At 69.3% G+C, this 22,047-nt stretch carries 14 protein-coding genes and 2 pseudogenes; 4 read left to right on the top strand and 12 right to left on the bottom strand.

The annotated features are described in order from the left end of the window. Nucleotides 1–2 precede the first annotated feature (2 nt). Nucleotides 3–977 carry a glycoside hydrolase family 6 protein gene (locus tag R6V09_RS08105; RefSeq protein ID WP_317880665.1) on the bottom strand — a complete coding sequence of 325 codons (975 nt, stop codon included), beginning with the start codon at nucleotides 975–977 and terminating at the stop codon, nucleotides 3–5. Between the two features lie 15 nt (nucleotides 978–992). Next, complete coding sequence (locus tag R6V09_RS08100) at nucleotides 993–3,230, bottom strand: glycoside hydrolase family 9 protein (RefSeq protein WP_317880664.1); 2,238 nt, start codon at nucleotides 3,228–3,230, stop codon at nucleotides 993–995. A gap of 322 nt (nucleotides 3,231–3,552) precedes the next feature. Here R6V09_RS08100 and R6V09_RS08095 point away from each other — a divergent pair, with 322 nt between their 5' ends. Both R6V09_RS08095 and R6V09_RS08090 read left to right on the top strand, forming a co-directional pair. After that, complete coding sequence (locus tag R6V09_RS08095) at nucleotides 3,553–4,887, top strand: GH1 family beta-glucosidase (protein ID WP_317880675.1); 1,335 nt, start codon at nucleotides 3,553–3,555, stop codon at nucleotides 4,885–4,887. Nucleotides 4,888–4,950: 63 nt separating this feature from the next. Then, nucleotides 4,951–5,952: a LacI family DNA-binding transcriptional regulator gene (locus R6V09_RS08090; RefSeq protein ID WP_317880663.1), complete on the top strand. Its 1,002-nt coding sequence runs from the start codon at nucleotides 4,951–4,953 to the stop codon at nucleotides 5,950–5,952. Nucleotides 5,953–6,001: 49 nt separating this feature from the next. On the opposite strand, the gene R6V09_RS08085 is transcribed toward R6V09_RS08090, so the two are convergent. The 6 genes from R6V09_RS08085 to R6V09_RS08060 all read right to left on the bottom strand — a co-directional run bounded on the left by R6V09_RS08085 (nucleotide 6,002) and on the right by R6V09_RS08060 (nucleotide 17,614). Further along, entirely contained in the window at nucleotides 6,002–7,975 is a 1,974-nt protein-coding gene (locus R6V09_RS08085) for a galactose-binding domain-containing protein (RefSeq protein WP_317880662.1), read from the bottom strand. Between the two features lie 65 nt (nucleotides 7,976–8,040). Beyond that, nucleotides 8,041–11,601 carry a choice-of-anchor D domain-containing protein gene (locus R6V09_RS08080; protein ID WP_317880661.1) on the bottom strand — a complete coding sequence of 1,187 codons (3,561 nt, stop codon included), beginning with the start codon at nucleotides 11,599–11,601 and terminating at the stop codon, nucleotides 8,041–8,043. A 244-nt stretch (nucleotides 11,602–11,845) separates the two neighbouring features. Further along, nucleotides 11,846–14,692, bottom strand: coding sequence for a carbohydrate-binding protein (locus R6V09_RS08075; RefSeq protein WP_317880660.1), 2,847 nt, complete (start codon nucleotides 14,690–14,692; stop codon nucleotides 11,846–11,848). A gap of 155 nt (nucleotides 14,693–14,847) precedes the next feature. Then, entirely contained in the window at nucleotides 14,848–15,114 is a 267-nt protein-coding gene (locus tag R6V09_RS08070; protein ID WP_317880659.1) for a hypothetical protein, read from the bottom strand. Between the two features lie 99 nt (nucleotides 15,115–15,213). After that, nucleotides 15,214–16,926, bottom strand: coding sequence for an LCP family protein (locus tag R6V09_RS08065; RefSeq protein ID WP_317880658.1), 1,713 nt, complete (start codon nucleotides 16,924–16,926; stop codon nucleotides 15,214–15,216). 235 nt (nucleotides 16,927–17,161) lie between these two features. Beyond that, nucleotides 17,162–17,614, bottom strand: a complete 453-nt coding sequence (locus tag R6V09_RS08060; RefSeq protein WP_442809996.1) for a lytic transglycosylase domain-containing protein — start codon at nucleotides 17,612–17,614, stop codon at nucleotides 17,162–17,164. 232 nt (nucleotides 17,615–17,846) lie between these two features. Between R6V09_RS08060 and R6V09_RS08055 the strand changes: the two genes are divergently transcribed. Further along, a complete protein-coding gene (locus R6V09_RS08055; RefSeq protein ID WP_317880656.1) occupies nucleotides 17,847–18,506 on the top strand; it encodes a zinc ribbon domain-containing protein in 660 nt (219 codons plus the stop codon). Between the two features lie 264 nt (nucleotides 18,507–18,770). Here R6V09_RS08055 and R6V09_RS08050 read toward each other — a convergent pair whose 3' ends face one another. Then, nucleotides 18,771–19,145, bottom strand: a complete 375-nt coding sequence (locus R6V09_RS08050) for an ArsR/SmtB family transcription factor (protein WP_317880655.1) — start codon at nucleotides 19,143–19,145, stop codon at nucleotides 18,771–18,773. Nucleotides 19,146–19,493: 348 nt separating this feature from the next. On the opposite strand from R6V09_RS08050, the gene R6V09_RS08045 reads away from it, so the two are divergent. Beyond that, a complete protein-coding gene (locus R6V09_RS08045; RefSeq protein WP_317880654.1) occupies nucleotides 19,494–20,207 on the top strand; it encodes a hypothetical protein in 714 nt (237 codons plus the stop codon). A gap of 132 nt (nucleotides 20,208–20,339) precedes the next feature. On the opposite strand, the gene R6V09_RS08040 is transcribed toward R6V09_RS08045, so the two are convergent. From R6V09_RS08040 to R6V09_RS08030, 3 genes and pseudogenes are all read right to left on the bottom strand, one after another. Further along, on the bottom strand, nucleotides 20,340–20,906 hold the full coding sequence (locus R6V09_RS08040; RefSeq protein WP_317880653.1) for a dihydrofolate reductase family protein: 567 nt from the start codon (nucleotides 20,904–20,906) through the stop codon (nucleotides 20,340–20,342). Nucleotides 20,907–21,062: 156 nt separating this feature from the next. Next, nucleotides 21,063–21,221 (bottom strand): annotated as a pseudogene (locus R6V09_RS54565) (IS982 family transposase); the annotation flags it as partial. Between the two features lie 575 nt (nucleotides 21,222–21,796). Next, nucleotides 21,797–22,047 (bottom strand): annotated as a pseudogene (locus tag R6V09_RS08030) (hypothetical protein); the annotation flags it as partial.

Genomic DNA, 22,047 nt, shown 5'->3' with positions numbered 1-22,047 from the left:
GATCACGTGCCGTCGATGAGCCGGACGGCGAGATCGGGGCTGAACTGTCCGGCGGGGACCGTCGGGGCGATGCCGCACTGACCGTCGGAGTTGCCCGGTGTCTTGACCCACAGCAGCAGGTCCTCGGCGCCGCCCACGCGCGGGGTGACACCGAGTTTGCGCCCGGCCGGATTGCACCATTCGCCGTTGGAGCCGTTGCCGTTGCGGCTGGTGTCGACGGCGAAGTGGGAGCCGCCGCCGAGCGCGGAGTTGATCGAGTTGCCGTAGGTCTCCGAGGACGGGGTGGTGTAGAAGTTCGAGACGTTCAGGGAGAAGCCGCGGATGTTGGCCACGCCCGCCGACCTCAGTCGGCTCGCCATGGTCGCCGGGTCGACCCAGTTGGTGTGTCCGGCGTCCAGATAGGCCCAGGTGTTGGGTGCCTTCTGCTGGAACATCTGGGTGGCGTAGGAGAGCATCGCGAGGCGGTCGCTGATCTGTGTGCTGGTCAGGCAGCTGAAGTCCGACAGGGCGTCCGGCTCTATGACGACCACGGCGGGGTGGGTGCCGACCGCAGCCGCGAAGGTGGAGATCCAGGTGCGGTAGGCGGCCACGCTGCCCGCGCCGCCGGACGACTCGCCGCCGCACGCGTCCCGGCCCGGGATGTTGTACGCGACCAGGACCGGCAGTTTGTCGTGACTGTCGGCGGCGCCGACGTAGCCGGACACGGCCGGTCCGACCCCCGCGCTCTCGTTGGCGAACCAGCGGGCGATCGGCTGGGAGGCGATGGCCGACTGGATGCGCGCGGCACGGGAGTCGGAGGGGTTGTTGCGGACCCAGACGGCCGGGCCGGAGTCGGGGTTGGAGTAGAAACCGCTCGTCAGGGAGACCGGGCTGGCGGCGGCCGCCGAACCGGTCGCCACGAGCGACAGCGGCGCAACGAGCAGACAGACCAGGGCAGTTCGGAGCGAGATGGTTTTGAGCAGGGTGTTCCAGCGCACGGTGCGTCCCTTCGTTCAGCGCGCGGAGTCGGCGGCGAAGGTAGCCACCCAGGCGAGCGCGGAGTTCCAGTTGATGGCGATCTCGTTGGTCGAGTACGAATAGATGTCGTCGATGTAGCAGGTGGCGGGGGCGCAGCCGACGAGGTTCTGTTGCGCGACCGGGTCCTGAAGGGCCGAGTCGGGGCCGCCGGCCAGTGAACCGGGCGGCGGGCTGGGCAACTTGGGGTCGATCTGGTGAGCCCAGATGCGGTTGTGCTGGTTGTGGCTGAACCGGGTGCCGTAGCCGGTGACGAAGGACTGGTTGAGGGCGTTGCGGCCCAGGAGGTAGTCCAGTGACTCCAGGACGGCGCTGCGGTAGGTGTCCCGGTGGGTGAGGTCGTAGGCGGTCGCGATGACCATGGCGTTGTTCGCGGTGACGCTGTTGGAGCCCCAGGCGTAGGCACCGTCGGCGGGCAGGCTGGGATTCGGGTAGCCCTGTGTCCGCTCGTCCCGTACGAACCCGTCGGCGACGGCGAGGACCCGCTTGCGTGCGGCGGCGACCAGGCGGGCGGGGAAGCGGTTCGGCAGCCGGACGACGGTGAGGTCGGCCAGTGCGCCGGTGTCCCGCCAGGAGAACCCGGCCGGGGTGATCTCCGTGTCGATGCGGGACAGGTAGGCGCGGTCGTGCGTGGTGGCGTACAACTCCGTTGCGGCCCAGGAGAATTCGTCGGTCACGTCCGTGTCGGCGTACGCTCCGCCGCCGACGCTGTCGCTGCCCGGCGCGTACACGTCGGGGTGGGCGAGCGCGGCCTGCCAGGCGGTCTCGGCGGCGGTCAGGCAGGTGTGGGCGAAGGCCGCGTCGTAGCGGGCCCATACCCGGGCGCACTGGGCTCCCGCGGCGGCCAGGTTGAGGGTGGCGGCCGTGGACGGCGCGTGCAGGTAACGGGGTTGGGAGTCCTTGTCGGGCTGGGTGGGCAGGGCGGTCCAGGCCAGGTCGTGGACCTTGTGGTGGACCATGCCGGCCAGCGGTTCGCCCGCCGGCACCTGCATGCTGAGCAGGAACTCCGTCTCCCAGCGGGACTCGTCGAGTACGTCCGGGACGCCGTTGTGGTTCTCGGGGATGCTCAGCAGTCCGTCGCGTATTCCGGCGGTGTCACCTTCGGCGCGGGAGCGTTCGTAGGAGTCCATCAACTGCCAGGCGGCGATTGCCCCGTTGACGACGTACTTGCCCTGGTCGCCCGCGTCGTACCAACCGCCCTGGACGTCCAGCGAGTAGTCACAAGTGCCGGGCAGGCAGGGCACGTTGGTATCGCCCTTGTTGGGTGCGACACCGACATGTCCGGCGGGCCGGGCGTAGGCGTCACCGGCGTACTGGGCTTCGATGGGCGTGCCGCTGCGGACGTCGTAGAAGTAGCCCAACGCGTCCTTGCGCAGGGCGGTGTAGGGGTTGTCCGCGATGGCGAACGGGTAGCTGGTCGCGTCGCCGACCACGAGCGTGTATCCCGTACCGGCCTGGTGCACCGAGCTGAAGTCGGCGATGTGCACATGGTCGCCGGAGGCGGCGTCCGTGCCCTGGACGTGGGTGTGTCCCGTCTTCACGACCGCGCCGGAGGCATCCAGCAGGCGCCAACCCACTGGCTCCGCCGATGAGTTGACGATGCTCGCCCTCTTGGGTCCGTGGACCGCGTAGCCGTACTGGTTGGTCCGCACCGGAGAGCCGAAGTCACGTCCCCCACCGGGCGGTATCGCACCGCCGGTGAGGGAGACGTCGTCGAGGCAGAGGGTGAACGGCTGGGCGGCGCCGCCCTGTTGGAAGGAGAGCTGGGCGTGCAGGTCGGCCGTCGCCGAAGTGCCGGTGAACTGGAAGGTCTTGGGCGCCGTGGTGACGACGGCGGTCTTGTTCAGGGTGGTCGTGAACGGGGCGGCGGGCAGCTGCAGTACGGCGTGGAGGGAGACGTCCCGGGTGGCGGAGGCGGTGAAGCGCAGCGTGTACGGCTGGCCGGCCTCCAGCGGGATGTCGTTCTGGCCGATCATCGAGTCCCACACGTTGACGGTCCCGCCGGGGACGTCGGCGCACAGGCGGCCAAGGCTGACGGTGGACGGCGTGTTGCCGCTGCTCCACCAAGGGGTCTTCACGTTGTCGAACGTGCCGTTGAGCACGCGTTCGTAGGGTGCGTCCGCGGCGTGCGCGGACGTCACGGGGGTCGCTGCCAGGGTGGCGACGGTCAGGGCGGGCGCGAGGAAGACCGCGCCCCATCTGGTCCTGCGGAACATTCCGGGCCCTTCTCGGTGACAGGGTTCCCGGCTCGGTGCGGCGTCAGTGCCAGATGGTGGGTGGGGGCGGCGAGGCTGTCAAGACTTCACACATCGGCAGTCTTTTCCGCGTCCGGACACTTCACAGACTGAACCTGCTGCTCCTAGTCTTCGACTGTAAGCGCTTCCAGTCCTGACTGGAAACACCGCACAGGAACCGGCCGAGCTGTGGCGTCAACCCGGCTTCATCCCAGTTCAGCAGTCATACGCATGTCGAGGACGAGGGCACTCCGATTGTTACCGCTCTCGGAAATCCCACCAACGGAGGTCCGACTCAGTGAGCATGTTCGATCCCGGCTTCCTGTGGGGCGCCGCCACATCGAGCTACCAGATCGAGGGCGCGGTCACGGAGGACGGCCGGGGTCCCTCCATCTGGGACACCTTCGCGGCCACCCCGGGCGCCGTCCGGGGCGGTGACACCGGAGCCGTCGCGGCCGACCACTACCACCGCTTCCCCGGGGACATCGCGCTGATGGCCCAACTCGGCCTGCGCGCCTACCGGTTCTCCCTCGCCTGGCCCCGGATCCAGCCCAGCGGCTCCGGCCCGGCGAACCAGCGCGGCCTCGACTTCTACCGCCGCCTCACGGACACCCTCCTCGACCACGGCATCCAGCCCTGGCCCACCCTCTACCACTGGGACCTGCCCCAGCCGCTGGAGGACGCCGGCGGCTGGCCGGTGCGGGACACGGCCGAGCGGTTCGCCGAGTACGCCGCCCTCGCCCACGGAGCGTTGGGCGACCGTGTCACCCACTGGACCACCCTCAACGAGCCGTGGTGCTCGGCCTTCCTCGGCTACGGCACGGGGCGGCACGCCCCCGGCCGCCGCGAGCCCGCCGCCGCCGTACGCGCCGCGCACCACCTGCTGCTCGGCCACGGCCTGGCCTCGGAGGCGCTACGGGACTCCGCCCGGGTCGGCATCACGCTCAACCTCACGCACGTCACCCCGCTCAGTACCGATCCCGCCGACCTGGACGCGGCCCGCCGTATCGACGGCATGCAGAACCGCCTCTTCCTCGACCCGCTGCTGCGCGGCAGCTACCCCGCCGACGTGCTCGCCGACCTCCACGAGGTCACCGCCTTCGGCCACGTCCACGACGGCGACCTGAAGAGGATCGGGGCACTGCCGGACCACCTCGGCATCAACTACTACGCGCCGATGCTGGTCGCCGGCGGTACGACACCGGCCCAATCCGCCTATGTGGGCTCGCCGTTGGTGCGGATCGCCGACGGCGGCCGGCCACGCACCGCGATGGGCTGGGAGATCGACGAGCGGGGACTCCTGGACCTCCTGCTGCGGCTCAAGGCCGACTACCCGGCCGTACCGCTGTACATCACGGAGAACGGCGCCGCCTTCGACGACATGGTGGAGCCGGACGGGGTGCACGACACCGACCGGATCTCCTATCTGGACGGCCATCTCCGTTCCTGCGCCCGGGCGATCGGCCACGGCGTGCCGCTCAAGGGCTACTTCGTCTGGTCGCTCCTCGACAACTTCGAGTGGTCCTTCGGATACGGGCCCCGCTTCGGCATCGTGCACGTCGACTACGAGACCCAGCACCGAACACCGAAGGACAGCGCCCGCTGGTACGCCGAGGTCATCCGGCGCGGCGGCCTGTGACGCCGTTCGCGCTTACAGTGCTGCTACTGCCCGTCCCGTCCGTACGAACTGGAGCCGCCCCGCATGAGCACACGGCCGCCGACGCTCGACGAGGTGGCGCTGCGCGCCGGGGTGTCGGTCGGAACCGTCTCGCGTGTGATCAACAACCGCCGGCACGTCAGTCAGAAGGCGCGGCAGGCGGTGGAGAGCGCCGTGGCGGAACTGGGCTATGTGCCCAACGTGGCGGCCCGGTCGCTCGCCTCCCAGCGGCGCGGCGCGGTGGTGCTGGCGATCTCCAGTGACGACCCGGCGTTGTTCGCCAACCTCTTCTTCGCGGAGGTGATCACCGGAGTCAACGCGGTCATCGAGGAGACCGACCTCGAACTCCTGCTGATCCTGGCGGCCTCCGAGCGGGGCCGGGCTCGGCTCGCCCGCGTCCTTCAGTCCCGTGGCGCGGACGGTGTCATGCTGCTGGCCCTGCGCGAGAACGATCCGCTGGCGAAGGTGGCCGAGGCGGGGAGCGTGCCCGTCGTGCACGGAGGCCGCTCCCTCGACCGGGCGCCGCGCTGGTACGTGGACGCCGACAACCGGGGCGGGGCCCGTGAGGCCGTCGAGTATCTGATCTCGACGGGCCGCCGCGCCATCGGCACCGTCACCGGGCCGCTCGACATGCACGCGGGGGTCTCCCGCCATCTGGGTTTCCGCGAGGCGGTCGCCCTGGCCGGTCTCGACGACCACCGCGTGGTGCACGCCGACTTCACCGAGCTGGGCGGTGCCGCGGCGATGGCCCGCCTCCTCGACGAACACCCGGACCTGGACGCGGTGTTCGTCGCCTCGGACGCCATGGCGGCGGGCGCCCTGCACGTCCTGCGGGAGCGCGGCCGGGCCGTCCCCGAGGACATCGCGGTCGTCGGCTTCAACGACATCCTCACCGCCCGGCACACCCAGCCCGCCCTGACGACGATCCGTCAGCCCATCGTGGCCCTCGGCAGTGAGATGACCCGGATGCTGGTGCGCGTGCTGGGCGGCGAGGAACCGACGCCCCTCATCCTGCCGACGGAGCTGGTGATCAGGGAATCCGCGTAGCGCGTCGGACGCGGTCGACCGCGACCCTGGGGCCGAGGCCCTCTGCCCGTCAGGCGCCGAAGACCTGGAACTCCGAGACCTGTCCGGCCGGCCAGCCGTTGTTGGCGGAGATGGTGAGGCGTACGTAGCGGACGGTGACCGTGGACGGGAGGGTGAGGGTCGCGGTGTTGCCGGTCGCCGGGTCGAAGGTGTAGCCCGCCGCGGCGAGGAGTTGGGTGGAGGCGCCGGCGTCCGTGCCGCCCTGGACGGAGATGGTCTGGGTACGGGTGGACCAGGCCGTCGCCGGCGGGAGGTTGAGGACGATCCGTCTGACGCCGGTCGCGGCGCCCAGGTCGACCTGGATCCACTGCGGGAAGGCGTTGTTGGCGGACTCCCAGTAGGTGTTGGTGTCGCCGTCGGTCGCGTTCGCCGAGCCGTAGATCTGGGTGTGGCTGCTCTCCGAAGTGGCGCGGTGGAGCGCGAGGTTGGTGGTGGATGACGGGGGGTCGGTGGTGACGGTGACCTGGTTGGAGGGCTGCGACACGTTTCCGGCCGCGTCAAGGGCGACGACGTCGAAGGTGTAGGCGGTGGACGCGCCAAGTCCGGTGACCGTGAAGGACGTTGAGCCAGTGGTGCCCACCTGGGTGCTGGTCGAGCCGGACACCTGAAGGATCCGGTAACCGGTCACACCGACGTTGTCGGTCGACGTGTTCCAGGACAGCGAGACCGAGTTGCTGGTGTGTGCGGTGACGGTCAGGGCACCCGGCGCGGCGGGCGGTGTGCTGTCCCCACCGGTGGGAACTACCGGCTGGGTGGGGCGAGTTGCGGTCAGCGCGAGCTGGCCCTTGAGCATGCGACCGCCGTCGCCGGTCAGCCGCAGGTAGTAGTCGGAGGAGCAGGCGGTGCCGTCCTCGTCGAGGGCGAGGAATCCGGAGTCGGTGGGCACCCAGGCCTGGGTCTCGGCGGTCTTCGCGATCTGGTTGCCCTCGTTGTACTCGTCGAACATCGAGATGTAGATGCCCTGCACCCCGGCCCGCACCACGTTGTAGAACTGCCGCCACATGAAGTCGCCGTGCGCGCGCTGGCGTCCGGAGACATCGCCGGGCAGGACGCACGGCTGGTAGTCGATGCCGTTGGCGTTGCAGTCGGCCTGGTCGGGGACGGTGTACGTGGTGTAGGCGTTGTCGGCCTCGGTCACATTGCCGATGGCGCCGACCATCCACGGCGAGATCATGTTGAAGGCGTGGTAGACGCCGAGGAAGCCGGACTGCGAGCCCCCGGTGCCGGTGCGCCATTCGCGCGGGACGCCGCCGACGACGTAACACCCCTGCCCCTTGAACCAGTTGACGACATCGAGGCAGGCGTCGGGGGTGAAGGGATGGTTGGGATCGTTGAAGCCGAAGCCCCAAATACACACCACTGGCTTGCCGTTCTGCTTCGCGTACGCCGAACTCGCCGTGTGCGCGGACATCTTGGTCGTCCAGTCCGTCTTGATCTCGGACTGCATGTTCGTCCAGTTGGAGACGTCGTACATGATGTAGAACTTCCGGCCGTACGACTCGGCCGCGCTGCGCACCTTGGTCGCCATGGCGTCGCGGGTGGGGCCCTCGCCGCCGGTGGGGTTGAAGCGTTGCAGGGCTGCCGTGTCGATGCTGTTCTGCTGCATCCACAGGAAGTGGGTGTTCACCGTCTGCTGGTCGTAGGAGGAGAACAGCTTGGCGGGCTGGCCGTTGCCGAGGGCGGCGTACGACGTCTGGTAGGTGTTGGTGTAGTCGCGCAGGTCGGGCCAGCACTTGATGTTGGTGTTGTTGCGGGACGGCGGCTGGCCCCAGTCCTGGCTCCAGTGCCACCAGCCGTTGATGGGCGCGCCGTCGCCGACGCAGGCGAACCAGCCCTGATAGCCGACGGTGATCTTGCCGACCACGTCGCCGGGTTGACTGGCCGCCGACGCGGCCGGCGCGAGGACGGTCCCGGTCGCACCGGCGGTTCCGACCGCGGTGGCCGCGACCGCGGCCCTCAGAAAGACTCTGCGGGTGACACCCATCTCGACTCCTTTCGGTGGTCGGTGCCGCCGAGCGCGGGTGCGCTCGGCGGCACCGTCGCGTCAGGTCAGGTGTTCCAGACCTGAAACTCGGAGATCTGACCGGCCGGCCAGCCGTTGTTCGCCGTGATGTTCACCCGCAGGTACCGCTGGGTGGCCGCGGTGAACGTGATGGTGACGGTGTTGTTGGTGGTGGGGTCCAAGGTGTAGGTGGCCGACGACTTGAGGGTGGTGAAGGTGGCGCCGTCGGTGCTGCCCGACAGGGTCAGCGTCTGGTTGCGGGCACCCCAGGTCGCGGGGAGCTGGAGGACGACGCGGCTCGCGCTCTGCGCGGAACCGAGGTCGACCTGTACCCATTGCGGGAAGGCGTTGTTGGCGCTCTCCCAGTAGGTGCCTTGGTTGCCGTCCGTCACGTTCGACGACGCGTAGACGTCGGTGTGGCTGGACTCGGTGGTGGCCGCCCCTGCCGCCAGGTTCCTGCTCACCGTGCCGGCACCGGTGCCGGTCAGCGCGACCGTGGTCGTGCCGTTCGACGCGTTGCTGGCGATGCTGAGATCACCGGTGCGGGTGCCGGACGCGGTGGGTGTGAACGTGACGGCGACCGTGCAGGAGGCCCCTGCCGCGATCGAGGTCCCGCAGTTGTTGGTCTGCGAGAAGTCGCCCGTGGTGGTGGTACCGGAGACGGTCGCGGCGGCGGTCCCGGTGTTGGTCACCGTGACCGTCTGCGCGCTGCTCGCGGTGTTGAGCGCCTGGGTGGGATACGTCAACGACGTCGGGCTGGCCGACAGGGTCGCCGGTGAGGAGCCGCCGCCGCTCGGGAACACCTCGAAGTCCGACAACTGGGCAGCGTTCCAGCCCGTGTTGGCGCTGATGTTGACCCGCACGTATCTCGCCGTGGCGGCGGTGAACGTGATGGTGACCGTGTTGGCGTTGGCGTTCGGGTCGAAGGTGTACCCGGCCGAGGCCTTGACCGTGGAGAAGCTGGAGCCGTCCGTGGAGCCCTGCACCGACAGGGTCTGCGTACGGGCCGACCAGGCCGTGGCCGGCGGGAGTTTGAGGACGACCTTGCCGACGCTGTAGTTCTGGCCGAGGTCGACCTGTGCCCACTGCGGGAACGAACCGTTCGTACCCTCCCAGTACGTCGACGCGTCCGGGTCGGTGAGGTTCGAGGCGACGTAGGGGCTGTTGCTCGAACTCGCCGAAGCCGGCCGCCCGGCGGCGATGTTGGTGGTGCTGTCGATGCCGGTTCCGGTCAGGGTGACGGTGGTCGGGCTGTTGTTGGCGTTGCTGGTGACGGTCAGGTTGCCCGTGCGCGCTCCACCCGTGGTGGGCTTGAACCCGACGGTCACCGTGCAGGAGGCGCCGACGGCGAGGGTGGAGCAGTTGTTGGTCTGGCTGAAGTCACCGGTCGCCGCGACGCCGGAGACGGTCGCCGACGCCGTGCCCGAGTTCGTCACCTTCACCGTCTGCGCGGTCGCCGACGAGCCGACCACCGTACCGTCGAAGGACAGACTCGCCGGGTCGGTGTTCAGCACCGGGCCCGGCGCGGTGCCGGTACCGGAGAGGGTGACCGTGTTGGTGACCCCGCCCGCGTTGACGGTCAGAGATCCGCTACGGCTGCCGGTCGCGGTCGGCGCGAACTTCACACTGACCGTGCAGGAGCCGTTCGCCGCGATCGACGAGCCGCAGGTGTTGGTCTGGGAGTAGTCGCCGCTGGTGGAGATCGACGAGACGGACGCGGCGCTGCTGGTCGGGTTGGAGACGGTCACGGTCTGGGCGTCGCTCGTCGAACCGGTCGCCACAGAACCGAAGTTGAGTGCGCCGGGGGTGGCGGTCACGCCTTCGGACGGATAGGGCGGGTACACCGGGGCCGGCCAGTTGCCGCAGTAGGGCGTGCCGCTGATACCGGAGTTGCCGCCGCCGTCGGTGACGACGAAGCTGCCGCCCGAGCAGCTGTAGACCGGATTCGAGTAACCGACGCCGGTGGCAGTGACGTTGGTGAACTTGGCGGCGCCGCCGGTCTGTTCCTGCAGGGCGAAGGTTCCGGTACCGGCGATGGTCACGTTGTTGAGGTTGACCCCGCTGATGGTGCCCTCGACCCACTGGACCGCTTCATAAGGACTCTGCTGGATCAGCGCGTTGGTCACGTTGATCGGGCCGGTGATCGCGCCCTGGCTGCCGTCGAACCACAACGCACCCACGCCGAACTGCCAGTTGGGATCGAGGCTGCCGGCCCGGACCATGGTGTTGTCGGAGATCGTGGTGGTGCCGACCGGCGTCGACGTGAAGCGCTGCCCCACGTGGATGCCGCCGCCCTGGGCGAGGCCGGTGTCCACCACGCGGTTGCCGCTGACGGTGTTGTCGTGGCCGCCGTAGATCGCGATGGCGTTGGCGAGGATCTGCAGGGACACGGTGTTGTTGGAGATCGTGTCGTTGGCGTCGGCGCCGAGGGCGGAGTCGGCCCAGGTGGCGACGCCGTCGTCGCCGGTGTTGCGGATGTCGCTGTTGGTCACCTTCGAGTTGGTGACACCGCCGTGGAAGTTGATGCCGTCGGCGGTGGTGTCACGGATGCGCATGCCGGTGAACGTCAGTCCGTCCATCGGCCCGTCCATCCAGGCGCCGACCTTCATGTGGTCGATCCAGAGATTGGAGACGGTCGAGTTGCTCATCGCGCCGCCGATGCCGTTGACCTGGGCGCTGTCGTCGCGTTCCTGCACATTGCCGAAGATCGCGAAGTTCTGCAGGCGGACACCGGTGCTCGGCGAGGGCGCGGAGTTGCCGTAGAAGCCGGGCGCTGTGCCGGTGACGGTCGAGTACCACATGCCGGCGCCGGCGATCGTGACGTTGTTGACGCTGATGTGGCCGGGGATGTTGAAGGTGCCCGGCGGGATCCACACGGTGCCGCCGGGGCCCGCCGAGCTGATCGCCGCGTTGAACGCGCTGGTCGCGTCGGCCACGCCGGTCGCGTCGGCGCCCTTGCTGGTCACCGACACCGAGCCCGAGGGGGCGGTCAGGGCGGCGCCGACCTGCTCGAAGTCGGCGAAGTCGAGCGTGTACGAGGAGGCGGTGTCGCCCGCGTCGACCTGCAGCTTGAAGGTCGTGCCCGCCGGATAGGTGGTGGAGAACAGGCGGTGGGCCTCGTCGTAGAAGTGGTGCGGGTTGCTGCCCGGCGTGTTGGTGAAGGGGTAGCTGCCGTAGTACCAGCTGTAGGCGTTGGTCAGGGTGAAGTCGGGCTGCTTGACGCCGTTGACGTACAGCGACAGCGCGGCGGTGTACACCGAGCCGCCCGAGGTGTCGGGGATGCTGTACCGGAAGTTGATCGAGTTGGTCGCCACCGGCGTGGTGAACGTGACGTACTGACCGGTGCCTTGCAGCGTCGTCGCCTTGCGGTACGACGCCTCGTCGGCCAGCTGGCCCTGGGTGTAACTCGGGCCGATATTCGTGCCGTTGGTGGCGGAGTTCTCCGCCTGCACCTCGACGTACGGCAGGCTCGCGCCGCTGCCGCCGGTGGCGGTGGACGCCGCCGCGGCGGGTGGTGCCGCCAGAGCGAAAACGCCTACGGCGGCCAACATCACGGTGCTGACCGCCCAGACGAGGGCTCGTCTCAGGTCTCGGATGGAATGGAACACGTGCCACTCCTTTGATCACGAAATGCCGGAACTGTTCCGCGGGCATCGCCAGGGAGGGGAGGGAGACAGGGGGTTGGTGACGATGCAAGGGGGACCGTAATGACATAGACATGATCACGCAATAACTAGACAGAACTCTGCAACAAACAAAAACACGACCCGCAAGATCTCATGCGGGCCGCGCATATGCCGGTGCCGCCGGACGGAGGGTCCGGCGGCACCGTGGGGAGGGTGGGGTCAGAGGTCAGGCGGCCCAGATCTGGAGTGCGGAGAACTGGGCCGCGGGCCAGCCGTTGTTGGCGGTGACGGTGACGCGGTAGTAGCGCTGGGCGGTGGCGGGGAAGGTGAGCGTGACGGTGTTCCCGGTGCCCGGGTCGAAGGTGTAGGTCGCCGAGGACTTCAGGGTGGTGAAGGTGGTGGCGTCGGTGCTGCCGCCGAGAGCCAGGGTCTGGCTGCGGGCACCCCAAGCTGCGGGCAGTTGCAGGACCACGCGAGAGGCGCTGCGGGCCGAGCCCAGGTCGACCTGGACCCACTGCGGGAACGCGTTGTTGGCGCTCTCCCAGTAGGTGTTCTGGTTGCCGTCCGTGACGTTCGAGGAGGGGTACACGTCGTTGTGGCTGGACTCGCTGGTGGGCTTGCCTGCGGCGAGATCGGCGCTGGGGGTGTCCGAACTCGCCGCGAGGGCAAGGTAGTTGATGTTCCAGCCGCCGGTGTCCTGATCGAGCGTCAGAACCTGCCGGCCGGCGGGCAGGGTCACCCGGGTGGTCACGGTGGACCAGGTCTGCCAGTCGCCGGTGGCGGGCAGGTCGACGGCGCCGGTGAGGTTCGTGCCGGAGGCGTCCGACAGGTGCAGCGCGCCGGTCACCGCGGACGGGGCCGCCACCCGCAGGTCCAGGGTGTAGGTACCGGCCGTGGCGACGTCGACCGTGTAGCGGAACCACTGCCCGGCACCGGTCCAGCCCAGGTTGTAACCCCCGCCGGTGTCCGCGGTGTTGTCGAGATCCACGCCGTCGGGGCGGTAGGAGTTGGCGTTGCCGTTGACGGAGGTGACGTTGTACGCCACCCCCTGGCCGCCGGTGTCGTAGTCCTCCGCCTGCACCGTGCCGGGCACGGCGGCCGGGGTGCCGCCGTAGGGGCCCTCGGGAGCGGGCGGCGGCCAGTGGTTGTCACTCAACGTCGCGACGAAACCGGTGGAGTTGTTGACGAAGGCCGAGGCGCCGGCACCAAGTCCCGTGACCGTGTTGCCGGTTATCGTCGCGGAACCGGTGGGCGCGGGATAGAACGGCGGCGAGACCGAAATGCCGTTGCGGCCGGGGCTGTTGACGGTGTTGTCCTGGAGCAGGGTGTTGGTCGAGGTGGAGAAACCGATCCCGTCGTAGAGGGAGTCGGTGACGGTGTTGCCGGTCACCGTGACCTTGTCGACGGTCCCGACGTTCTGTCCGTCACCGCCGTTGCCGATGTGCAGTGCGGGCTGGCCCTGGCTGTAGGCGTTGCCGCCGGAGCGGACCACGGTGTTGCCGGTCACGGTCGCGGAGAGCAGGTCGCTGCCGTTGACCCCGAAGCGCCCGGCGCCCAGGCCGATGTAACGGGCCGTGTCGCTGATGTAGTTGTCCTTGACCAGATGGCCGCTGCCGCCGTAGATCCCGACGCCCTTGCCGCCCCAGGGCGCGATCGAGGTGTTGTCGCTGACGGTGACATTGGTCATCGGGTTGTAGTAGGTCTTCGAACCGTCGCTGTTGGTGTTGTAGTTCACCGAGTTGATGGCGATCGCGTCGTCCCCGGTACCCCGGACGAAGTTGTTGGTGACGGTGAGGTCGTTCCCGGTGTCCGCGCCCAGTGACACGTTGTTGACGTTGATCCCGTCCGCCCAGACCGACGTCAGCCTGCTGTTCTGCACCGTCCCGCCGGTGCCGGAGGCCCAGAAGCCCGACATGGTGTGCTGGGTCCAGATGCCGTCGGCCAGCCAGTCGGTGCCGGTGGTGTCCATCGCGCCGCCGTCCCCGCCAATGGTGCTCCGGCTGACGGCGTTGGCGTCGATGTGGAAGTCACGCACCGTGCAGGAGGTCAGGTCGAACAGGGCTGCCAGCGGTGTGCTGTTGGGGACCGGGACGTCACGGTAGACCGTGCTGTACCAGAGCCCCGCGCCCGCGATGGTGATGCCCTGTGCGCTCAGTCCCGCGGTGCCCTTCACGTAGAAGGTGCCCTGGGGGATCCACAGGATCTTGCCCTGTGACTGGGCCTGGTCGATGCAGTTCTGGATGGCGGCGCGGCTGTCCACCGACTGGCTGTCGGCCGCGCCGTTGGTCGGGTTGTTGTCCGCCACCGCGCCGCAACTCGTGATCGAGATCGAGTTCGAGGGCTGCGTCCGCGGCGCGGGCGGGTTCTCCACGTCGACGGAGTCGATGTCGTAGAAGGAGGCGCTGTTGGCGGAGTCCCGCTTCAGTGCGAACGTGGCGCCCGCCGGGATCGGGGACCCGGTGACGAAGGTGTGCGACTCGTCCCAGAAGACCCTCGGGTCGCCGTCGGCCGGGTTCTGGTTGTCGCTCGTGTTGTAGTTGCCGTTGCCCTCGTACACCCAGCTCTGCAGCGAGTTGAGGTTCAGCGCCTGCCGGAACACGCCGTCGACGTACAGGTCCAGCGTCGCGGTGACACCACCGCCGGACGCCGAATCGGGAATGCTGGCGCGGATGTTGAGGAAGGAGATCGGCCGGCCGGTGGTGTTCGTCCACTGCACCGACTGGCCGGTGCCGTCCATGTGGACGTAGGAATGACCGGAAGCCTCAAGGGCTGCGCTGGCGTACTGCGTCGTCGGCGCCGAGGTCAACGACCGGACGACCGCACCGCCGGCGGGAGTTCCGGCCTCGGCCTCGTAGACCGAGAAGGGGGTTGTCGCGCCTGTCGCCGGGCCGGCTGCCTTCGGGCCCGCTGCCGCGAGGACGGCTGCGGCCTGGTTTGCTGCCGTCCGGCTTGCTGCCGTCTTGGTCGGCGGCGCCTGCTGGGTGGCGGCGGCCGGTAAGACGGCCACGCACATCGCGCCGACGGTGGCGACGACGGCCACCGCCAGTCGCCGGGGTCTGAGGATCGTCAGCATCTGAGGCTCCTTCACGGAGTGGGGGGAACCGGCGCCCCGACCGTACAGAGGCCGCATCCAGCCCGCTAGATTCCGACGAAGTAAAGAATGAATTGCGCAAGCAGCCGCAAGTCTCTTGCTCAATAACGCAAATCATGAATGCCACGGGTTGCGGACTACACTTCGTTGAAGCCGCGCGTCGAGTCGTAGATGTCCAGCTCGATGACGACCACGAAGAAACTCGTCACGACGTAGTGGATGTTGACGCCGTCTTCCCAGGCCGAGCGCGTCACGGTGTCGGTGGTGTAGGCGAGGTGACTGCCGCCGCCCTCGGGCTCGGTCGCGACCCGGTCGACAAGTCTCTGGAACTTCTCCCGGTCCGAGGCCGGCATGTAGTCGCGGAACCGCGCGACCTGCTCGGTGAACTGCACACGTCTCTTCATCGCGGCAGGATCATACGGACATGGGGAAGACCGCTGCCGGGACAGGCGGTAAGACGCCGGAAGCGGGCAGAGGATGGGCGTCATCACCGCGCGGGGCGGCTACGACGCGGAGTCCTTCTTGCTGCTCGCCGCCGCGTAGGCCTGGGCGGGCGTCATCGCCACGCCGTTCAGTGACACGGTCTTGTAGGGGCTGACCTTGGCGCACGTCTTGGACTCGTCGGCGGTCGAGGCGTTGGCGTTGGAGACGGCCGCGTGGGTGTCGGCGGGGGCGGCGGCGGACGAGGAACCATCCGAGAACGTCGTGCCGGTGGTCCAGTCGGCGCCGATGACCAGAGTCAGTCCGCTCACGCTGCTCTGAGTCATGTGCGAGGCGGACAGGCCGAGGGCGGAGGCCACCGTCTGTGCCTCGGCCCGCTCACCGGGGCCGTAGGTGATTTCGGTGGTCGCCGCCTGTTCGGGTGCGTTGCCGGTGCTGGTGCCGGGGCTGAAGCCCTTGGTGATGAGCGCGTTGGCGATCGCGGAGGCGCGTCCGCCGATGGTGGTGCCGTTCTCCACCTTTACGGCGACCTCGGAAACCGGCACTGTGGCCGGCGCGGTCGCGGAAGGCGAGGAGGATGCTTTCTTCTTGCCGCTTCCCGAACTCAGGGACTGGTCGTTGGCGATCGCCGCGAACAGCGACTTGGCACCGGCCGCCGGGACGACGCGGTCGGCGTTGGCCGGGTCGGCCCCGGTCTGCATGGTGGTGAAGGTCATCCGCTTCGACGGGACCTTGTCCAGGTCGGTCGCCAGGTCCACGAGCTTGCCGACGCTGCCCAGGCCGGTGTCGACGGTCAGGGCCTTGGTGGCGGCGTCGGCCAGGGAGTAGACCTTGCCGGGGTTGGCCAGCGTGCCCGCGCTCTTGAACTTGCGGATCATCGCGCTGAGAAACAGATGCTGGGAGACGGTACGGCCGAGGTCGCTGCCGTCGCCGAAGCCGTGCCGGGAGCGGACGAACTCCAGCGCCGCGGTGCCCTTGAGAGTGTGGGTGCCCCTGGCGAGCTTCAGGTGCGAGTAGGTGTCGTAGACGTTGTCGCTGACGCAGACCGAGACACCGCCGACCGCGTCGGACATCTTCACCACGCCGGAGAAGTCGAGCATCACGAAGTGGTCGATCGTGATGCCGGTGAGCTGGTGCACGGTCGTCACCTGGCAGGCGGGGCCGTACTGCAGCGCGCTGTTGATCTGCCCGTAATAGCCGGCTGTCGCCGCGCTGCTGCCCGGGTCCTTGCAGGCGGGCACCTGGGTCATGGTGTCGCGCGGCACGCTCATCACGGTGGCGTTGGAGCGGTCGGCGGAGACGTGCACCACCATCTCCACGTCCGCGTTGTGGCCCACGGTCGAGCTCCCGGAGCCGCAGCCGCCGCCCAGTTTGCAGTCGGCGGCGTTGTTCCGGCCGTCCGAACCGATCACCAGCAGGTTGATCGGCGTACGGCCGAAGGCGTCCGCCTTCTCCTTGCCGCCCGCGCCGTCGTCGATCGCGACGCTGTTGATGTTGCCGTTCAGGTGCTGCCAGAGCCAGGTGCCGACCCCGGCGGTGACGAGGATCAGTGCCGAGACCGTGATCAGGGCTATGCGGGCGATCCGTCGGCGCCGGGCCACCGGTTTCGCCCGGCGGCGCGACCGGTGACCGCCGGCCCTCGCCGCCTGCCGCGCGGCGGCTCTGCCGACCGGTGGCCGATGGGCCGACCCTCCGTCCACCCTGCGCGGGTGAGGCACAGCGGAGCGATCTCGCGTGGCCGCACGGCCGGATGCCTCGCCCCGGGGGTCGCTCATCCACCACTCCCTACACTGTCGCCGACACCGACACCGACCGCCTGCACGACGGGAGGCGGCAGCGGACCGATCCGCACGTCAGGGCGCACCCCTCGGGCCGGATGATTGCGCAATATAGCAACTGTCATCCTCCCCGCCGGTGGGCTCTCCCCCTTCCGCGGTTCCCAACTCCGAACGGGCGAGGTCCTGTTCGAGGCCGCCGTTGGGATCAAGAAGCTGTTGGACAGCAACGGCCTCACCCGGCAACGGCTTTCCCTGCCTCGGCCCAGTTGGCGTGCAACCGGTCCAGGTACGACTGCGCCTGGCTGCCCGGTGTCGTACCACGTGCGAAGGCGAGCATGTTGCCGGCGCCGGTGTTGTAGCCGAGGGCGAGGAGGTCGTCCTCGCTGAGGAAAGTGTGGCGGGTCGCGGGGAGTTGGGCCGCCAGGTCGTGCAGGTCGTGCAGGTACCAGGCTTCGGCCTCGACGGCGAGATCGCGGTCGTCGGGCAGTTCGTCCCAGCGCCGGTCGGCGAAGTCCCGGTCCTTCTTGACCTCGTCGAAGATCGCGCGGTGCATGTTCGCGATACCGAAGGCCGCGTCCGGCTTGTACGCCTCGTTGTAGAGAATCGCCATCACCAACTGGGCGCTCACACCGGCCTGTTGGGCCCAGGTACGGACCTGGGGCGCGTAGGTGACGGGGTCGTACAACGAGGTGCCGACCTGCGGTGAAGGACTGGCCGAAACCGACGGACTGGCGGAAGCCGAGGTTCGGCCATCTCCCGCCCTCTCTCGGGACGGCGTGCGCATCCGGGACCCGAACGTACCGCAAGCCCTTCCACTGGGCAGATGTCCCCCATCATCGGGAATTTGGCGAGAACCAGTACTCTGCCGCTCGCGTCATACGGCAGTGTGCCGACGGCCTGAACTGTGGGGGGACCACATGAGCGGTGAGATCTACTTCAGCAACAACTACCGTGACCTGTGTGTGCGCAACGGAACGGGGGCCGGTTTCCAGTTCGAGTTCTCGTGCGCCCGCTGCTACGACACCTGGCGTTCGCCGTTCGAGGCGTACGTCGGTGAGCGGGCCGCCACTTGGCTCGGCAAGGGCGTCGATGTGGCCTGGAGTCTGCTGGGCAGTGCGGGCCGGGGAGTCTCGTCCGCGGCCGACGGGCTCGCGGGAGCCGGCTGGGGACAGGCCCGCGACCACGCCTTCCAGCAGGCGATCGACAACGCGCAGGGGCACTTCAACCGCTGCGCGCGCTGCACGGACTACGTCTGCGGACGTTGCTGGAACGCGGCGCAGGGACTGTGTCTGCGCTGCGCACCGGACACCGCGGCCGAGGCCATGGCGGCCCAGCAGCGCGGCCTCAACGACATGGCGTCCCAGCGGGCGTACACCGTGGGGCAGCAGGCCGGTCAGAACTACGACCCCACCACGCCCTGGCAGTTGGTCTGCCCGCAGTGCCGGACCGAGACCCACGGGGCGGCCTTCTGCTCTGGTTGCGGCTACCACCTGGCCCAATCCACCGCGTGCGCGTCCTGTTCCGCCGTGGTGCCGGACGGCGCGGCGTTCTGCCCGGGGTGCGGCACACGGCGGTAGCACGGTCACCGGGTCAGGGGCTCACGGCATCGGCCGGGGCTCGGTCAGCCGCGGCGCCGCCCAGGCCGCCGGGTCATGCAGCGCGAGCGCGAGCACGCCGAAGTGGCGAGTTCCGCGGCATCGTTGAGGACACCCAAGTCCGTGATGAAGCGCGGCAGTTCGCGGAGGGTGCGGCACGGTCGGCGCTCCCGATTCCCGACCCGTGTCACTCGGCACGGGTCAGGAACGGGTGGCAAGGCGTCCGGTTCCGGAGTCGAGGTGGGATCAGCGACCGGTCCGGCGCAGCGCGCGCACGGGTACCGGCACGAATGCGGACGTGTCGTCGGCGCGGGCCGACAGTTGCCCGACCATCGACCGCACCACGGTCACGACGTCGGGGTCGTCGACGTAGTAGACCTGCCGACGGCCCTCGCGGCGGGAGCGGACGAGGCCGGCGAGTTTCAGTTTCGCCAGGTGCTGGCTGACCGCGGGCAGGGCGCCGCCCACCCGGTCCGCGAGGTGGGTGACATCGCACTCGCCCTGCGCCAGCGCCCACATGAGGTGCAGCCGCGCGGCCGACGCCAGCAGACCGAAAGCGGCAGCCGCCTCCGCCAGCACCTCGGCGGACGGATCCTCGAAGCCACCGATGTCCGCTGCCACAGCCCTCTCCCGTCCCACCCCGACCGTCACGCGCCGTACTCGCGTGGCTTCAGTCTAGGTGTCCGGCGGCACCCACGGCGGCCGGCAGGTCGAGCAAGAGCAGGGCGTGGAAGGGCAGTTGGCAGCGCGGCTGCGTCCCCCGTCGCATGCCTCTCACACCTTGCGCATGACTATGACCGTCACAGATGGGCGGCTACGGCGGGCAGCAGATCCTGGAAGGTCCGGCCGGCCGCGGGTTCCCCGATCGCCAGAGGCTGGCTGACGGGCTTTCGGGCGGAGCGTGCCGCCTCTCGCAGGCAGCGGAAAATCGTTCGACTGACCGGGCCGGATTCGTGATGATCCGCACTCGTGACGACTCCGAAGCAGTTCCTGGTCCGGGCCGCCGCCCGCAACAACGCCGAGTGGTGTGCGGTGATGAGCCGATCACACGGCTTGGCGGGCGAGTTCGGGGCACATGCCTGGGCCGCTCCGTCTCGCACGCCGCTGTATTACCCCGACGCGGTGACGCTGGTACCGGGCGCCGACCGGGCCGCGCTGGTGTCCCGGATCGACACTGTCGCACCCGGCGCCTCCGTCAAGGACAGCTTCGCCGACGTCGACCTGACGGAGGGCGGCTTCCAGGTGCTGGTCGAGGCGCAGTGGATCCACCGCCCGGCGAGTGCGCCCGCGCCGGCACCGGATTTTTCCTGGGACGTGGTGGGCGATCCGGATGCGCTGCGCGCCTGGGCGCTCGCCTGGGACGACGGGAACGGCAACGCGGACCTCTTCCGGCCCGAACTACTCGACGAGCCAGCTACCTTCGTGCTCGCTGGACGGCCCGCCGAGGGCCGAGTGGTCGCCGGAGCGGTGGCGAGCTGCAGTGAGCAGGTGGTCGGAATCTCCAACGTCTTCGCGCTGGACGGCGGCCCTGACGCGGCCTGGCCGGTCGTACTGGACGCCGTGAACGGGCTGTTCCCCACCCTGCCGGCGGTCGGCTACGAGCAGGGCGAGGACCTGGAGGCGGCCGTCCGCCATGGTTTCGAGCCGGTCGGTCCGCTGCGGATCTGGCTGTGCAGCCAGTAACCAGACCGGCTCCAGGGCCGCCCGAGCCCCCTGTCGCTTGACTTGACCCGGAAACAGCCTTCTTCGGTGAGGACTCTGGGCGCAGCCATCTCACCGTCCTGACACAGCCAAGTTCAGGACGCCTGAGCGTGCTCAGCGCCTCGTCTCGTACCTGGTCAGGACCACGCCGCCGGGAAACGTCCGCGTCTCCACCAGGTTCAGGTTCACCCAGCTGTCCAGCGCGGTGAAGAACGGCGTGCCGCCGCCCACCAGGACCGGATGGGCGACGATCACGTACTCGTCGATCAGCCCGGCGCGCATGGCCGCTCCGGCGAGCGTTGCGCCGCCGATGTTCATCGGACCGCCGTCCTCGGCCTTGAGGCGGGTGATCTCGGCGATCGCGTCGCCGGTGACCAGGCGGGTGTTCCAGTCGACCTTGTCGATCGTCGAGGAGAACACCACCTTCGGCGTGTCCCGCCAGTTCCGTGCGAACTCGATCTCCGCCGGGGTGGCGCCCGGCTGCTGGTCGCCGGTCGGCCAGTAGGAGCTCATCGTCTCCCACAGCTTGCGCCCGTACAGCGACAGGCCACTCGCCTGCTCATGGTCGAGCCACAACCGGAACAGCTCGTCGCTCGGCAGTCCGCTCCAGCCGATGTCGTCGCCGGCCGCGGCGATGTAACCGTCGAGGGTCAGGTTCATGCCGTAGATCAGTTTCCGCACGGCTCAGCCTTTCGTTCGTGGGCGTCCGGCGTATAGACCGGCGCCGCGCTGGAAACTCATCGGTACGCGATCTGGGCTCGCCGGTGGTCCTCGTGCTCGGGGCTCAGCGTGGTGTACTCGGCCGACGCGGACAAGCCGCCCGATCTCGACCTCGCCCTCGCCGCTCCACAGTGAGGTATCGCGGGCCACGATCCGGATCATGCAGGTGAGCGATGAGAACGCGGCGCGCAGCCGCTTGTTGTGGCCGGACTGCTGGGGCACGTAGGGAAACTGGTGGCCGAAGTCCCGCCCGACGCGGCGAAGCCGGCGCCGCTCGTGCCAGGAGCGGGGCGATGTTGGCGGGGTCGTTGACGTTGTCCCGGATCAGCAGCCAGCCGGTGTGGCTGGCCAGCCATTGCAGGGTCCACTCGGCCAGTGCCTCGATGGGTAGGGCGCCGGTCAGGGCCGGTTGCAGGGCGCCGGCGAGGTCCGCCAGTCCCTGCTGCACGCCGTCGGGAGTGTCGGCGGTGATCCACCGGATGGGGGGTGCAGCGGTGGGGGCGGGTGGCGGCCCAGTGCGCGGCCAGGTGCTCTTGCCGATGCCGCCCAGGCCGTGCACGGCGTAGACGAGGGCCCCGCCGGGGGTGGCGAGCGCGGCGTCGAGCCGGTCCAGTTCGCTGGTGCGGCCGACGAACAGGCCCGGGCGCACCGCCAGGTTGTCCAGCCCGGCCGGAGCCGCGACCTGGGCGGGAGACCGCAGTGCCTCGGGCGGCAGGGACAACGCCCGGGCGTGGTCCCCGGCAGCACGGTGGCGTAGTTGTCCCCTGTGATGACGACTGCCCGCTCGGCGTTTGCCTCTGCCCGTATGCCGGGTGGTTCCGGTTGCGTTCCTGCCCGCCGGAACGGTCGCCTCATGGGTGGGCGCCGCCAGGCTGATCACCGGCGGGCTGGTCGCCGGTGGAGAGCGGACCGGAGTTGGTTCCGCCGATGGCGATCGCACGGTTCCCGGATGCGGACACCGTGTCCGGGGCCGACGGCGGGGCGGGGTGCGGTCCAGCAGCGGATTGAGCGGGTGCGGGCTGGGCGGGTGCTGTGGCGTCGCCTGTCAGGACGGGGGCTCGGTTGTCCCCGCCGATGGCGACGGCGCGATCGGCCGTGGCCT

Origin of the sequence: Streptomyces sp. W16, from assembly GCF_033194735.1 — a bacterium.
Taxonomy (GTDB): domain Bacteria; phylum Actinomycetota; class Actinomycetes; order Streptomycetales; family Streptomycetaceae; genus Streptomyces.
The sequence above is the reverse complement of the archived record's forward strand: the minus strand, read 5'-3'. Positions and strand labels throughout refer to the sequence as shown.